This is a genomic window from Rhizobium sp. RU36D, from assembly GCF_900176345.1.
GTDB lineage: Bacteria > Pseudomonadota > Alphaproteobacteria > Rhizobiales > Rhizobiaceae > Allorhizobium.
Window position 1 is genome coordinate 224,139 of record NZ_FWXU01000004.1, and the last position, 12,838, is coordinate 236,976.

Here is a 12,838-nt window from a genome sequence, read left to right on the forward strand (position 1 = left end):
TCAACCTGTTTCTGCGATTTTGTTCTATCTCGGATCTCTATATCCGAGATTTATTGTTTCGGCGTTAATGGCCGAAACTGTGATAGCGGGCGGTGATCGGCGGACCGTAGAAGTTTGAGGCACCATCTTCAGTGGTGTGGAAGCCGATAGACGTTGCGAGCATCGCCGTCATCATGGTCATCCAAAGCAAATTAATTACCGTTACCTTGTCCGGCATAGTCATCATCCTTTCAGGGCGTCTGGGCTGCTGCTTGCGTTAATGCAAGCGCTCGGCCAAAGTTCCTTTTGATTATGGAAAACCTTCTATGACCGCCAAGCTGAAACGTCGCTTAATGCGCCGTTCATCCTGCGTTCATCTTCGCTGCCATTTTACGTGTCTGTCGCAACACGAGGTCGTCCGCTTCGGCTCTCTCTTCGATGATATCGATCAGGAGCTCGACGGCGACTGCAGTGCTGACGGCTAGGATCACGAGCAGGGCAAGCATGTCAATGGTTCCCATTGTTGTGGGATTGCCGCTTGGCAACCTCCATGACGACCAATGTGCCAAATTGCGCCTGAAGCGGTGCTGAATCCCCCGTTCAGCTTCCATTCACCCGATCAGAGGCGTTGAAGCTGTCTTTCGTGGGTCTTCCAACATCGCAAAAGGCTTGCGGTCATTGCCGGCTCGTGACACAAGGCGGACCAAACGAGACACGGCGATCCTATGACGACTGCCTTTTACACTGGGTCGTTTGACCCCATGACAAATGGCCACCTGGATGTGCTCGTCCAGGCGCTGAAGGTCGCGCCCCGGGTTATCGTCGCGATCGGCGTTCATCCGGGCAAGGTGCCGTTTTTCAGCTATGAGGAAAGGGCTGCGCTCATTCGCGAAAGCCTCTCGGCTATTCTTCCGGAGAGGTCTGACGATATCGACGTCGTCTCCTTCGACGGTCTTGCTGTCGATGCTGCCCGCCAGCATGGCGCAACGCTTCTGGTTCGCGGCCTGCGCGACAGCACGGATTTCGATTACGAAATGCAGATGGCCGGCATGAACCATGAGATGGCGCCCGATCTGCAGACCATTTTCCTGCCGGCCGGCGCGGCATCCCGGCCCATTACGGCCACATTGGTACGGCAGATCGCCTCCATGGGCGGTGATGTCAGTGCCTTTGTGCCGCCGCCCGTCCTATCCGCCCTGAAAAGCAGGCGCAAAGCCTGATAGCGATTTATGGAGTCCCCATGAAACTAATTCATCTTGCTGTTGCCGGTCTTATGGCGATCTCCGGCTTTGTCGGCTCGGCTGTAGCCGCCGAGGACGATTTCCTCACCATCCAGTTGAAGGATGGCCCTGTTGTTATCGAGCTTCTGCCGAAGTCGGCTCCCCAGCACGTGGCGCGCCTCAAGGAGCTTGCTTCGAAGGGCGAGTTCGACAATGTCGCTTTCCATCGCGTGATCGAAGGCTTCATGGCGCAGACCGGCGACGTGCAGTTCGGCGACATGGAAGACGGCTTCCAGCCCGATCGCGCCGGTACCGGCGGCTCCAGCCTGCCTGACCTTCCGGCTGAATTCTCCAACATTCCCTTCGAGCGCGGTACGGTCGGCATGGCCCGCGCCCAGGACCCGAATTCCGCCAACTCGCAGTTCTTCATCATGTTTGCCGATGGCGGCTTCCTCAACGGCCAGTACACGGTTGTAGGCAAGGTCGTTGCCGGCATGGATCATGTTGACAAGATCAAGCGTGGCGATGGCGCCAACGGCGAAGTTTCGAACCCCGACCGCATGGTCAAGGTCACCGTCGGAAGAAAATAAGGCCATCGGCCGATTTCATGCGGAGCGCCTGCGCATCCGCCACTGCATCCAGTGTGATGCTCTAGACTGGGCAGAGCCCATAAAAGGAGAATAACATGGCCGAGATCAAGGATCCGGAAAACACGATCATCCTGGAAACCACCAAGGGCAAGGTCGTCATCCAGTTGCTTCCGGAAGTGGCCCCGGGCCATGTTGCCCGCATCAAGGAACTCTCGCGCGAAGGCGCCTATGACGGCGTCGTCTTCCATCGCGTCATCGCCGACTTCATGGCACAGACCGGCGACGTACAGTTCGGCAAGCAGGGTGGCGAGAACTTCAACCCGGCGCGCGCCGGCATGGGCGGCTCTTCCAAGCCGGATCTCGCCGCTGAATTCTCCGCCACCCCGCATGTGCGCGGCACCTGCTCGATGGCCCGCTCACAGAGCCCGAATTCGGCGAACTCGCAGTTCTTCATCTGCTTCACCGACGCTCCGTGGCTCAACAAGCAGTATTCCGTCTGGGGCCAGGTCATCGAAGGCATGGACGTCATCGACCAGATCAAGAAGGGCGAGCCTGTTCGCGATCCCGATTCGATCGTGTCGATGAAGGTTGCCGCCGACGCCTGATCGCGTGACTGATGTGGAACCCGCCCGACGCGGATTGCGTCCGGGCGGGTTCTCGCGTTTCGGGAAGCCTGATAAACATGCAGCAAGTCCGTACTGGACTGCCATTTCATCACTAGCCTATGGAGCGTGTCGCCCAAGCGGCCCTCTGGAAAACCATGCGCGTAGACCTTTTCGACTTCGACCTTCCGGATGAAAGCATTGCGCTCAGGCCCGCCAGCCCGAGGCATGACGCGCGGCTGCTCGTGATCAGGCCTGAAGGCGGCCAATCGCTTCAGGATAGCACCGTCATCGACCTGCCGTCTTTCCTTCGTCAGGGCGATGCGCTGGTCTTTAACGACACGAAGGTCATCCCCGCCCAGTTGGAAGGCATTCGCCATCGCGAGGGCGCCGAACAGACTGGCATTTCCTGCACGCTGCATATGCGTGTTGGGGCGAACCGCTGGAAGGCCTTTGCGAGGCCGGGCAAGCGGATCAAGGAGGGTGATCGGCTGAGCTTTGGTGGTCATGGCGGGGACGCCTGTCTGCTAGGCACCCTGGATGCGACGGTTGCGGAAAAGGGCGAGGCCGGCGAGATCGAACTCGCCTTTGATTTCTCAGGCCCGGATCTCGACCAGGCCATTGCGGCCGTCGGGCATATTCCGCTGCCGCCCTATATCGCGGCCAAGCGTCCTGAAGATGGCCAGGACAGGACCGACTACCAGACCATCTATGCCCGGGAAGAAGGTGCCGTTGCGGCCCCGACTGCCGGCCTGCATTTCACGCCCGAACTGTTCGATAAACTCGATGCCGCCGGCATCCAACGGCATTTCGTTACGCTTCACGTTGGGGCAGGGACCTTCCTGCCCGTCAAGGCCGACGACACCGCCGACCACAAGATGCACCAGGAGATCGGCCATGTCAGCGACGCCACCGCGGCGGCACTGAATGACGTGCGCCGCCGCGGCGGTCGGATCGTCTGCGTCGGCACAACGTCGCTGCGGCTGATCGAGAGTGCGGCCGACGATCAGGGTGTCATTCACCCCTGGTCGGGCGCAACGGATATCTTCATCACCCCAGGCTATCGCTTCCGTGCTGTCGATGTGCTGATGACCAACTTCCATCTGCCCAAGTCGACGCTGTTCATGCTCGTCTCGGCCTTTTGCGGCCTTGAGACCATGCAGGGCGCCTATGCCCATGCCATCGCCTCGGGCTACCGTTTCTATTCCTATGGCGATTCAAGCCTGCTGTTCCGAAAAGACCGCTGAATCCATGTCCGACGTCAAAACCGAGAATTTCAAGTTCACCCTGAAGGCCACCTCTGCCAAGGCGCGTCTGGGCGAGATCACCATGCCGCGCGGCACGATCCGCACGCCGGCCTTCATGCCCGTCGGCACGGTCGGCACGGTCAAGGCCATGTATCTGGACCAGGTGAGGGAAGGCGGCGCCGATATCATTCTCGGCAATACCTACCACTTGATGCTGCGTCCCGGCGCCGAGCGCGTGGCTCGGTTGGGAGGCCTTCACGAACTGATCCGCTGGCCGCATCCGATCCTGACCGACAGCGGCGGGTTTCAGGTCATGTCGCTCTCCGGCCTGCGCAAGCTCGATGAGAAGGGCGTTACCTTCAAGAGCCATGTCGATGGCAGCACCCATCATATGTCGCCCGAGCGCTCGATCGAGATCCAGGGGCTTCTGGGGTCCGACATCCAGATGCAGCTCGATGAATGCGTGGCCCTGCCGGCAGAGCGCAAGGAAATCGAGCGCGCCATGGAAATGTCGTTGCGCTGGGCCGAACGATGCCGCGTGGCCTTCGGGGAACAACCGGGCAAGGCGATGTTCGGCATCGTCCAGGGCGGCGATATCCCGGATCTGCGCATCCGCTCGGCGGAGGGCCTCAAGCAACTGGATCTCAAGGGCTATTCCATCGGCGGCCTTGCAGTCGGCGAGCCGCAGCATGTGATGCTGGAGATGCTGCGCATCACATTGCCGGTGCTGCCGACCGAAAAGCCGCGCTATCTCATGGGTGTCGGCACGCCAGACGATATCCTGAAGTCGGTCGCCGAAGGCATTGACATGTTCGATTGCGTCATGCCCACCCGGTCGGGTCGACATGGCCTGGCGTTCACCCGGCGCGGCAAGGTCAATATCCGCAATGCGCGCCATGCGGAGGACATGCGGCCGTTGGACGAGGAATCGAACTGCCCGGCGTCGCGCGACTATTCGCGCGCATATCTCCACCATCTCGTCCGCTCGAACGAAGCGCTGGGCGGCATGCTCCTGTCCTGGAACAACCTGTCCTATTACCAGGAACTGATGCAGGGCATCCGCAAGTCGATCGAGGAGGGCCGTTTCGAAGATTTCAAGGCCGAAACCATGGACATGTGGGCCCGCGGCGACATCGAGGCGCGATAACGCGCCCGCGAGGTTGCGAGAGGTCAAATGCCCTGGTTGACGGTGTCGCGCGCCATGCGCACGCCGTTGATCACGAACTTGCCATCCGGCTGCCGAACCAGATCGTAAAATGCCGCCCAGCTGACGCCCTTGGGATCCGAGATCAGGACTTCCTGGAAGACGCGACTGCCATCGGCGGCGGACTGGTTGCGGCCGAAGGCATAATTGCCGGGCTTGTAGACCGGCCCATAGCTCTTCTTCACCATGCCGAAGAAGGTCTCCGCATCCGGAAAGCGTGACTTGATTTCCGGAGAGGCGAAGGCATAGGCCGCGCTGGCATCGTCCTTCAAGAAGGCGGCGATCTGGCCGGAGATGATTGTCTGGGCCTCGCGGACCGCATCACCGGCCTGGGCTGCAAATGGCATGAACAGTGTCACGAGAACGCAAACGACGAAACGTGGAAAGCGCATCAAGGATCCTCCTGTAGGATTTGCTAAACAAGAGTAGCGCATGTGGGGCGTTAGGGAAGGGGCCGGCAACAAACTTTCCCGTGACGACAGTTCTAACCCTAGGCGCAGCGGCTTGCGCGTAACCTGCGACTATGCGAGGCATCCCTATCACGCGTCGCATGCACGAATCTCCCGGCGACCCTCATCCTGTGAAACCTGATGCCGCTCCTGCTCTCGCCAGCCTTGCTGTTTTTCTGCAATGCGCTGTTGTTTATCTCCATGTTCACGCGGCTGCCGCAGCTCAGGGAAGGGCTGGGCATCGACAAGGCGACCCTGGGAACGGCCTTGCTTGGTTTCGCGCTGGGAACGCTGTTGGCGTTGCCCGTCGCGGGAAAGCTGACGAACAGACTGAGCCCAAGGCTCGCCGCCACCATATCGCTTGCCATCTATGCCGTACTCACACCTGCCGTCGCCGTCCTGCCCCTTTGGGGTGTCGTGGCGATCTTTATCGCCATCGGCTTCGTCAGGACGATCTTGGACGTGGCTGAAAACATGGTGGCAACGGGCATAGAAAGCCGCAGCGGCGTCAAGGTCCTGTCGCGCAGCCATGGTTTCTGGTCGGTCGGCCTACTGGCCGGCGCTGTAGCGTCAGGCTGGATGGCCAGGGAAGGCATCACGCCGGCCACGCATCTCTCGATCGCGGCACTGGTCGTTCTGGCATTGTGTGCCGTTGTCTGGCGGGTCACGCCGAAAGACGCGGCCTTGAGCCAGAGCGTGTCCGGGGCGAGGGCGCCGGTCTTCGTCATCCCCGACAGGCCGATCGTGCTGATTGCGGTGATGGTGATCGGCATCGGCATCTGCGAGGGCGCCATCTATGACTGGGGCATCTTCTTCCTGCGGGAGCGCATCGTGGCGGATGAAGCCATCGCTGGCGTGCTATACGCATGCTTCACGATCGGCATGGGGATCACACGCCTGGTGGGTGACCGGCTACGGGAACTGTTTGCGCCCGTCGCCTTGGTCCGGGCTTCGGCGCTGAGTGTCGCAACCGGTCTTGTGGTGCTTCTGCTGGCAGACGGAAGCATCATGGCGGCGGTCGGTCTGACGCTGATCGGAGCCGGTGTGGCGCTCAACATGCCGATCGCGGTAGCGACCACGATCCAGTTGACAGGGAACCGCAGTCCAGCCGAAAATCTGGCGGCGCTGTCTTTGACCATGCTGCTCTCGACCATGGGGGTGCCGCCCTTGCTGGGCTTTGTCGCCGATCACTGGGGTATTGCCGCCAGCTTCGTTGCGGTGCTGCCGTTGACAGCGCTGACATTTTTGATGGCGCCGGTGGCTGCCGGAAAACCGGTGGCCTTCTGGCGCAGGAAGTCCTGAATGATCCCGCCTGACGACGAAAACCCGGACGTCTTGCCAACACCGAGGATGCTTGCCTGGGCGCGCAATTCGGCTGCATACCGGTTGTCCCGCAAGATGATGACCGAGCGTGAACTCGCAACGGCCATCGAGCGAAAGGCGCGGCAGAAGTTCGAGGGGATATCGGCCAGCCAACTCGCGGCGCTGTCGGCTGCCGCCATCGATTTCGGCCGACAGATGCTTGTTCTGGATGACAACACCTATGCGGAGGTGAAGGTGCGCTCCGCCGTCTCCAGCGGCAGGTCGAAACGGGTGATCGCCCAGAAGTTGGCGCAAAAGGGTGTCGCGCGCGACATCGTCGAAGAGAAGCTCGCCGACACGGACGATCTGCGGGCGGCCCTGATCTTTGCCCGCAAACGCGCTTTCGGACCGTTTGCCCGCAAGGTGGTCGATGATATCAGCCGAAACAAGGCGCTGGCGGCCTTCGCGCGTCAGGGCTTTGGCTTCTCGCTCGGCGCCCGGGTCATGGCGATGGACCTTGAAGAGGCCCAAGCCGTGCTCGAAGAAACGGGCGGTTCCGGCGGCTGGTTCTGAGCGACGACGAAGGAAATCGGGGACGACAAAACACGCGCCCCCGAAAGCAAAGTCCGATCACATAAGATAGATTATGGAACTAAAACTGATGCCGGACTGACTGGAGCGCCTTGGACCGGCTCAGGCATCCGTTGACAGCTTCATCATGACAAGACCCGATACAATCAGTACCGCCGCCGCAATCCGCATCGGCGTTGCCTGTTCGCCCAGGACGACGATGCCGACGACGAATGCGCCGATCGCGCCGATGCCGGTCCAGATCGTGTAAGCGGTGCCAAGCGGTAGCGTGCGCATCGAGATCGACAGCAGCACGACACTGGCAATCATGGTGACGATGGTGATGCCGGCAGGAACGATGCGGGTGAAGCCTTCCGACTGCTTCATCGTAAATGCCCAAATGACTTCAAGAATGCCGGCGGTGACGAGATAGACCCAGGCCATGAGAAACTCCGTATCTGCTCCGGGTCGTCCCGGCCATGGGAATCGTGTCGAGGTCGTCCTCAGCCACGTATTCTATCCACGAACTCACCTAAGGCAAAATATATTATATAATACTAATTTATATAGTATAAATCAGTGAGTTGCGGGTGTTCCTGAAATCTCGTCGGCGACCTCGATCTCGATGACCATCTGATCATAGGCCGGTTCAACATGGTCAGGCGTCTCGGCCTGAACCGTCGCATAATCCAAGGGCGTGTGCATATGCGTGAGCACAGCGCGTTTCGGAGCGAAGCGTTCAATCCATCCCAGCGCTTGTTCCAGAGAGAGATGGCTGGGATGGAATTTGTACTGCAGCGCGTCGATGATCAGCAGATCAAGGCCGGAAAGCTTGTCTACGGTCGCCGCGGGAAAATCACTGACGTCGCAGCAATAGGCAATGTCGCCGATCCGCAGGCCAAGTGACCTGATATCGCCGTGCTGCTGGACCAACGGCTGCAGCGAGATGGGACCACCCGGCCCTGTTATCACGATCGGCGCTTCCAGATCGGCGATCACATGGGGCTCGACGATTGGCGGATAATTGCTGCCAGGCGGTGTCTCAAGGCAATAGCCGAAACCCTGTCGGATGCGCTCCATGGTCAGGTCATCGGCGAAAATCGGAACCCGCGCCCGCTGCGTGACAAAATATCCGCGGAGATCATCGATGCCATGGAGATGGTCGGCATGGGCATGGGTGTAGATGACCGCGTCTACACGCTCGACCGCAGAGCGCACCATCTGCTCGCGAAAGTCGGGCCCGGTATCCACTACCACGGTCGTCACGCCGCCATCCGGACCGATCTGCTGGATCAAGAACGAGGCGCGGCTGCGCCTGTTCTTCGGATTGGCAGGATCGCAGGCGCCCCAGTCGCCATTGATGCGCGGCACGCCCGGAGACGATGCGCAGCCAAGGATGGTGAAGCGACGGCGATAGCCCATGGCTCAAAGCCTCGGCATTTTGGAAAAACAGCGGAATGCATTGGCCGTTGTGATCTCGGCCATCTCAGCGTAGCTCACGCCCTTCACGTCAGCCAGAACCTCGGCGGTGTTGACCACATAAGACGGTTCGTTGCGCTTTCCGCGCCAGCGTTTCGGCGCCAGATACGGGGCATCCGTCTCGACCAGCAGGCGGTCCAAGGGCACATCCCGGGCGATATCCCGCAACTCGGTGGATTTCGGAAAGGTCAAGATGCCGGAGAAAGAGATGTAGCCGCCAAGTTCGACACCCGTCCTGGCCAGCGCCTCGCCGGAGGAAAAGCAATGGAGAATAAAGGGGAAAGCCCCCTTCCCCATTTCCTCCCGCAGGATCGCCGCCATATCGTCATCCGCACTGCGGCTGTGGATCACCAGCGGCAGCTGTGTCTGGCGCGCGGCCTCGATATGCACGCGGAACCCGGCCTGCTGATCGGCGGGCGTTTGCGTATCGTAGAAGTAGTCTAGTCCCGCTTCGCCGATCGCCACGATCTTGCCGTGTGCCTCGGCAAGCCGCACCAGATCCGCCGCCGTCACATCGAGTTCGTCGCCGGCATTGTTTGGATGCGTACCGACAGAGCAAAACACGTTCGGATAGCGCTCCGTCAGGGCCAGCAACGTATCCAGCTTCTTCACCCGCGTGGAGATCGTTACCATCTGCTTGACGCCGGCCGCACGGGCGCGCTCGATCAGTTCGTCGCGCTCCGCGTCAAAATCGGCGAAGTCGAGATGGCAATGGGTATCGATCAACATCCACTCAAGCCTTAGCCGTTTCCGGCGCAACATAGCGTGGGAAGACCGGCGAAGGGGCCTCCAATTCGGTGCCGGGCGACAGGCGACCTGCCTCGCCCAGGAAGGCAAAGCTGCGCCGGTCGGCGGGTACCGCCACGAGATCCAGGAGCTTGGCCGCGGAATCCGGCATGACAGGCTGCAGCAGGATGGCGATCTGGCGCACCACGTCGGCGGTCACATACAAGACCGTGGCCATGCGCGCGACATCGGTCTTGCGCAGGACCCAGGGCTCCTGGGCGGCGAAATAGCGGTCGGCCTCGGAGACTACGTTGATGATTGCGGCGACAGCCTTGTGGATCATCACGCGGTTCATTTCTTCCCGGCAGATGTCAATGGCAGCGTCGGCGGTCGCCAGCATGGCCTTGTCAGCCTCTGTCAGCGCACCAGGTTCCGGAATTTTGCCATCGCAATTCTTCACGATCATGGAGAGCGACCGGCTCGCCAGATTGCCGATGCCGTTGGCGAGGTCCGCATTGATGCGGGTCGCGATCCCCTCTTCCGAATAGCTGCCGTCCTGTCCGAACGACACTTCGCGCAGCAGGAAGAAGCGCACCTGGTCCAGCCCGAAATGGCTGACGAGATCGAACGGATCTACGACGTTGCCGACCGACTTCGACATCTTCTCGCCCTTGTTGAGCAGGAAGCCGTGGGCGAAAACCTTTTTCGGCAGCGGCAAGCCGGCCGAAAGCAGGAAAGCCGGCCAATAGACCGCGTGGAAGCGGATAATGTCCTTGCCGATCATGTGGATGTCCGCCGGCCAGTACTTGGCGCGGGGGCCATTCTGGTCCTCCACATATCCGGTCGCGGTGATGTAGTTGGTCAGCGCGTCGACCCAGACATACATCACGTGCTTCGGATCATCCGGCACCTTGATGCCCCAGTCGAAGGTCGTGCGCGAAATCGAGAGATCCTTGAGGCCCGACTTGACGAAGGAGATCACCTCGTTGCGGCGCTCATTCGGGCCGATAAAGTCTGGCTGATCTTCGTAAAGCTTCAGAAGCCGCTCTTCATAGGCGGAGAGGCGGAAGAAATAGCTCTCCTCCTCGACCCACTCGACCGGTGTGCCCTGGGGACCGTAGCGCACGCCGTCGGCGCGTACTTGCGTTTCCTCTTCCTGATAATAGGCTTCGTCGCGCACGGAGTACCAGCCGGCATAGCTGTCCTTGTAGATATCGCCGTTTGCGGCCATCCGCTTCCAGACAGCCTGAACGGTCTGATGGTGGCGAGCCTCCGTCGTGCGGATGAAATCGTCGTTCGATGCATTGAGCAGCTTGCCCATGTCGCGGAAGGCATCCGAATTGCGCTTGGCCAGTTCTTCCGGGGTGATTCCTTCGGCGCGCGCCGTCTGCTGCATCTTCTGGCCGTGCTCGTCCGTACCGGTGAGGAAGAACACGTCCTTCCCGTCGAGCCGCTGGAACCGCGCCATGGCATCGGTCGCGATGAGCTCGTAGGCGTGACCGATATGCGGCCTGCCATTGGGATAGGAAATGGCTGTCGTGATGTAGAAGGTTTCGCTCATGGCCGGCCCTGTGTCCGTTTCCGGTATTTGGATTGAAAAGTCTTGGCCGCTCTTAGCGCAAGTTCCCGCTTTGCGAAACACCAAGTTTCGCCGCCGGTGTTTTTGCGGCGACAACCACGCGCCAGGCGCTATAGCTCGGCGAGGTCCGTGAAGAGATCAAGGATCGTTTGCTTGCGGTCCAGGTTGTAAGCCGAACTGATCGTCAGGCGCTCGGCAATCCCCGAGGAAAAGCGGGCCAGCCGATCCGCTTCATCAAGGGCGCCGGCATGCGCGGCAAGGCGCGCCCTCTCCATCAGGTGTCCGCCCAGATGGTCCATGAAGAAGCCGAAGGCGACGTCGCTATCCTTGCCGCTCAGCACATCGGCGAGACGATGGGTAGCCTTGCGAGCCGCCGGCCCTTTCTCTCTCAGCGCCTCCTCAAAGGCCGCGATGATGTCGAGCCCGCCGTAATTCAGCACCTTCAGCGCCTGGGAAACGCTGCCGCCTGATATCTTCAGGAGGTCGGCGGCTTTCTCAGGGTCCATGCGCAGGCCGAGATGGGCGAGGGTCTGGCTCATGGCTGCATCATCCAATGCGGTCAGGCGCAAGGTCTGGCAGCGAGAGCGGATGGTCGGCAACAAGCGGCCGGGCGCGTGGGAAAGCACCAGGAACATGGCGCGTTTCGGCGGCTCCTCCAGGAGCTTGAGAATGGCGTTTGCGGCATTGCGGTTGAGATCATCGGCCGGATCGATGATGACGATCCGCCAATTCCCCGTCCCCGACGTGGTCCCGAAGAAATAGCCCGCCTTGCGCACCTCATCAATCGTGATCGCGGACTTCACCTTGCCCGATTTTTCGTCCACCGGCCGCGTCAGATAGAGCAGGTTATGGCTGGCGCCGGACGCAAGCTGACGGCTGACTAGCGACTTCGGGTCGGGATCCTGAAGATGGTCGGGTGCGCTCAACGGATCGGGATGGCTCAGCACATGATTGGCAAAGCGAAAGGCCAGCGTCGCCTTGCCTATGCCCTCAGGCCCCTCGACGAGAATGGCATGGTGCCCCTTGCCGGATCGATAGGCCTGGGCCAGGAAGTCCTCCGCTGCCTCGTGACCGAAAAGACGCGTATTCAGTTCGGGTGCGATTGCCCCGTCCAGCAAGCCGTAGCGTTCGTCTGTCATTGGGCGATGACCGGGCGGCGCCGGACGCCAAAAAGGCCGGATTTTGCCAGGGGTTCCACCAGTTTTATCACAGCGGCAGAAACGGCATCCTCGTCCATCATGGCATCGATGACCTTGCAGCGCTGCGGCTCGGCGGCGGCAATATCCAGAAAGGCCTGGCGGCGCTTTTCGTGGGTCTCGACCTCTTCCTTCTCGAACCTGTCGGGCGTTTGTGCGGAGCGTCCGCGTTTCGACGGTTCTGCGCCACCGCGGCGACGGTTGGCCCGTTCCAGCCCCTTGGCAGCGGGCAGATCAAAGATCAGGGTGAGATCGGGTCTGACGCCCTCGACAGCGACCCGCTCGAGCGCGTCGATAAAATCCGACGAGAGATTGCCGGTCACCCCTTGATAGACCCGCGAGGAATCCATGAATCGATCGCATAACACGATCGAGCCCTTTTTCAGGGCCGGCAAAATGACGGTTCGGACATGATCGTTGCGCGCGGCCGCAAACAGGATGGCCTCCATCCTGACGCCAAAGGCTTCTGCTGCTCCCGACAGAAGAACGTGCCTGAGCGCTTCGGCGCCCGGCGAACCGCCAGGCTCGCGCGTGGTGACGACCTGATAGCCCTGCTGGTTCAGGCGATCGGCAAGCCGGTTGATCTGGGTCGACTTTCCAGCCCCCTCGCCGCCTTCGAAACTTATGAAGAGCCCTGATCCGATAGACACTATCACTTTCCCTGCGCCCGACCGATGCTTGGCCGGATCACCTGT

Annotated in this window: 16 protein-coding genes; 7 read left to right on the forward strand and 9 right to left on the reverse strand. The window is 60.7% G+C overall.

The window, feature by feature from the left end:
• Positions 1 to 64: 64 nt before the first annotated feature.
• Together B9A97_RS29735 and B9A97_RS29740 are read right to left on the reverse strand one after the other, a co-directional pair.
• Positions 65 to 217: a hypothetical protein gene (locus B9A97_RS29735; RefSeq protein WP_179145239.1), complete on the reverse strand. Its 153-nt coding sequence runs from the start codon at positions 215 to 217 to the stop codon at positions 65 to 67.
• Positions 218 to 341: 124 nt separating this feature from the next.
• The gene (locus tag B9A97_RS29740) at positions 342 to 485 is read right to left on the reverse strand and encodes a hypothetical protein (RefSeq protein WP_179145240.1); all 144 of its coding nucleotides are present in this window, start codon (positions 483 to 485) and stop codon (positions 342 to 344) included.
• A 219-nt stretch (positions 486 to 704) separates the two neighbouring features.
• Here B9A97_RS29740 and coaD point away from each other — a divergent pair, with 219 nt between their 5' ends.
• From coaD to tgt, 5 genes are all read left to right on the forward strand, one after another.
• A complete protein-coding gene (coaD, locus tag B9A97_RS07275; protein ID WP_084364363.1) occupies positions 705 to 1,199 on the forward strand; it encodes a pantetheine-phosphate adenylyltransferase in 495 nt (164 codons plus the stop codon).
• Between the two features lie 20 nt (positions 1,200 to 1,219).
• On the forward strand, positions 1,220 to 1,789 hold the full coding sequence (locus B9A97_RS07280; protein WP_084364364.1) for a peptidylprolyl isomerase: 570 nt from the start codon (positions 1,220 to 1,222) through the stop codon (positions 1,787 to 1,789).
• A gap of 95 nt (positions 1,790 to 1,884) precedes the next feature.
• The gene (locus tag B9A97_RS07285) at positions 1,885 to 2,394 is read left to right on the forward strand and encodes a peptidylprolyl isomerase (RefSeq protein ID WP_084364365.1); all 510 of its coding nucleotides are present in this window, start codon (positions 1,885 to 1,887) and stop codon (positions 2,392 to 2,394) included.
• Between the two features lie 155 nt (positions 2,395 to 2,549).
• Positions 2,550 to 3,638, forward strand: coding sequence for a tRNA preQ1(34) S-adenosylmethionine ribosyltransferase-isomerase QueA (queA, locus tag B9A97_RS07290; protein ID WP_084364366.1), 1,089 nt, complete (start codon positions 2,550 to 2,552; stop codon positions 3,636 to 3,638).
• Between the two features lie 4 nt (positions 3,639 to 3,642).
• On the forward strand, positions 3,643 to 4,785 hold the full coding sequence (gene tgt / locus B9A97_RS07295; protein WP_084364367.1) for a tRNA guanosine(34) transglycosylase Tgt: 1,143 nt from the start codon (positions 3,643 to 3,645) through the stop codon (positions 4,783 to 4,785).
• 23 nt (positions 4,786 to 4,808) lie between these two features.
• On the opposite strand, the gene B9A97_RS07300 is transcribed toward tgt, so the two are convergent.
• A complete protein-coding gene (locus B9A97_RS07300; protein ID WP_084364368.1) occupies positions 4,809 to 5,234 on the reverse strand; it encodes a DUF4864 domain-containing protein in 426 nt (141 codons plus the stop codon).
• A 198-nt stretch (positions 5,235 to 5,432) separates the two neighbouring features.
• On the opposite strand from B9A97_RS07300, the gene B9A97_RS07305 reads away from it, so the two are divergent.
• Together B9A97_RS07305 and B9A97_RS07310 are read left to right on the forward strand one after the other, a co-directional pair.
• Complete coding sequence (locus B9A97_RS07305) at positions 5,433 to 6,593, forward strand: MFS transporter (protein WP_084364369.1); 1,161 nt, start codon at positions 5,433 to 5,435, stop codon at positions 6,591 to 6,593.
• Positions 6,594 to 7,166, forward strand: a complete 573-nt coding sequence (locus B9A97_RS07310) for a regulatory protein RecX (RefSeq protein WP_084364370.1) — start codon at positions 6,594 to 6,596, stop codon at positions 7,164 to 7,166. It abuts the gene before it with no gap.
• Positions 7,167 to 7,286: 120 nt separating this feature from the next.
• Here the strand turns inward: B9A97_RS07310 and B9A97_RS07315 are convergent, their stop codons facing one another.
• The 6 genes from B9A97_RS07315 to tmk all read right to left on the reverse strand — a co-directional run bounded on the left by B9A97_RS07315 (position 7,287) and on the right by tmk (position 12,793).
• Entirely contained in the window at positions 7,287 to 7,607 is a 321-nt protein-coding gene (locus B9A97_RS07315) for a DMT family transporter (RefSeq protein WP_084364371.1), read from the reverse strand.
• A gap of 132 nt (positions 7,608 to 7,739) precedes the next feature.
• On the reverse strand, positions 7,740 to 8,585 hold the full coding sequence (locus B9A97_RS07320) for an MBL fold metallo-hydrolase (RefSeq protein WP_084364372.1): 846 nt from the start codon (positions 8,583 to 8,585) through the stop codon (positions 7,740 to 7,742).
• A gap of 3 nt (positions 8,586 to 8,588) precedes the next feature.
• Positions 8,589 to 9,371, reverse strand: coding sequence for a TatD family hydrolase (locus B9A97_RS07325; protein WP_084364373.1), 783 nt, complete (start codon positions 9,369 to 9,371; stop codon positions 8,589 to 8,591).
• 4 nt (positions 9,372 to 9,375) lie between these two features.
• On the reverse strand, positions 9,376 to 10,929 hold the full coding sequence (gene metG / locus B9A97_RS07330; RefSeq protein ID WP_084364374.1) for a methionine--tRNA ligase: 1,554 nt from the start codon (positions 10,927 to 10,929) through the stop codon (positions 9,376 to 9,378).
• A 128-nt stretch (positions 10,930 to 11,057) separates the two neighbouring features.
• Positions 11,058 to 12,086, reverse strand: a complete 1,029-nt coding sequence (locus tag B9A97_RS07335; protein WP_084364375.1) for a DNA polymerase III subunit delta' — start codon at positions 12,084 to 12,086, stop codon at positions 11,058 to 11,060.
• Complete coding sequence (gene tmk / locus B9A97_RS07340) at positions 12,083 to 12,793, reverse strand: dTMP kinase (protein WP_084364376.1); 711 nt, start codon at positions 12,791 to 12,793, stop codon at positions 12,083 to 12,085. Before tmk ends, B9A97_RS07335 begins: the two co-directional genes overlap by 4 nt.
• Positions 12,794 to 12,838: the final 45 nt, after the last annotated feature.

Bases quoted from the DNA above. Each gene is read 5' to 3' on its own strand.
- B9A97_RS29735 (WP_179145239.1), bottom strand. From the start codon at position 217: ATGCCGGACAAGGTAACGGTAATTAATTTGCTTTGGATGACCATGATG.
- B9A97_RS29740 (WP_179145240.1), bottom strand. From the start codon at position 485: ATGCTTGCCCTGCTCGTGATCCTAGCCGTCAGCACTGCAGTCGCCGTC.
- coaD (WP_084364363.1), top strand. From the start codon at position 705: ATGACGACTGCCTTTTACACTGGGTCGTTTGACCCCATGACAAATGGC.
- B9A97_RS07280 (WP_084364364.1), top strand. From the start codon at position 1,220: ATGAAACTAATTCATCTTGCTGTTGCCGGTCTTATGGCGATCTCCGGC.
- B9A97_RS07285 (WP_084364365.1), top strand. From the start codon at position 1,885: ATGGCCGAGATCAAGGATCCGGAAAACACGATCATCCTGGAAACCACC.
- queA (WP_084364366.1), top strand. From the start codon at position 2,550: ATGCGCGTAGACCTTTTCGACTTCGACCTTCCGGATGAAAGCATTGCG.
- tgt (WP_084364367.1), top strand. From the start codon at position 3,643: ATGTCCGACGTCAAAACCGAGAATTTCAAGTTCACCCTGAAGGCCACC.
- B9A97_RS07300 (WP_084364368.1), bottom strand. From the start codon at position 5,234: ATGCGCTTTCCACGTTTCGTCGTTTGCGTTCTCGTGACACTGTTCATG.
- B9A97_RS07305 (WP_084364369.1), top strand. From the start codon at position 5,433: ATGCCGCTCCTGCTCTCGCCAGCCTTGCTGTTTTTCTGCAATGCGCTG.
- B9A97_RS07310 (WP_084364370.1), top strand. From the start codon at position 6,594: ATGATCCCGCCTGACGACGAAAACCCGGACGTCTTGCCAACACCGAGG.
- B9A97_RS07315 (WP_084364371.1), bottom strand. From the start codon at position 7,607: ATGGCCTGGGTCTATCTCGTCACCGCCGGCATTCTTGAAGTCATTTGG.
- B9A97_RS07320 (WP_084364372.1), bottom strand. From the start codon at position 8,585: ATGGGCTATCGCCGTCGCTTCACCATCCTTGGCTGCGCATCGTCTCCG.
- B9A97_RS07325 (WP_084364373.1), bottom strand. From the start codon at position 9,371: ATGTTGATCGATACCCATTGCCATCTCGACTTCGCCGATTTTGACGCG.
- metG (WP_084364374.1), bottom strand. From the start codon at position 10,929: ATGAGCGAAACCTTCTACATCACGACAGCCATTTCCTATCCCAATGGC.
- B9A97_RS07335 (WP_084364375.1), bottom strand. From the start codon at position 12,086: ATGACAGACGAACGCTACGGCTTGCTGGACGGGGCAATCGCACCCGAA.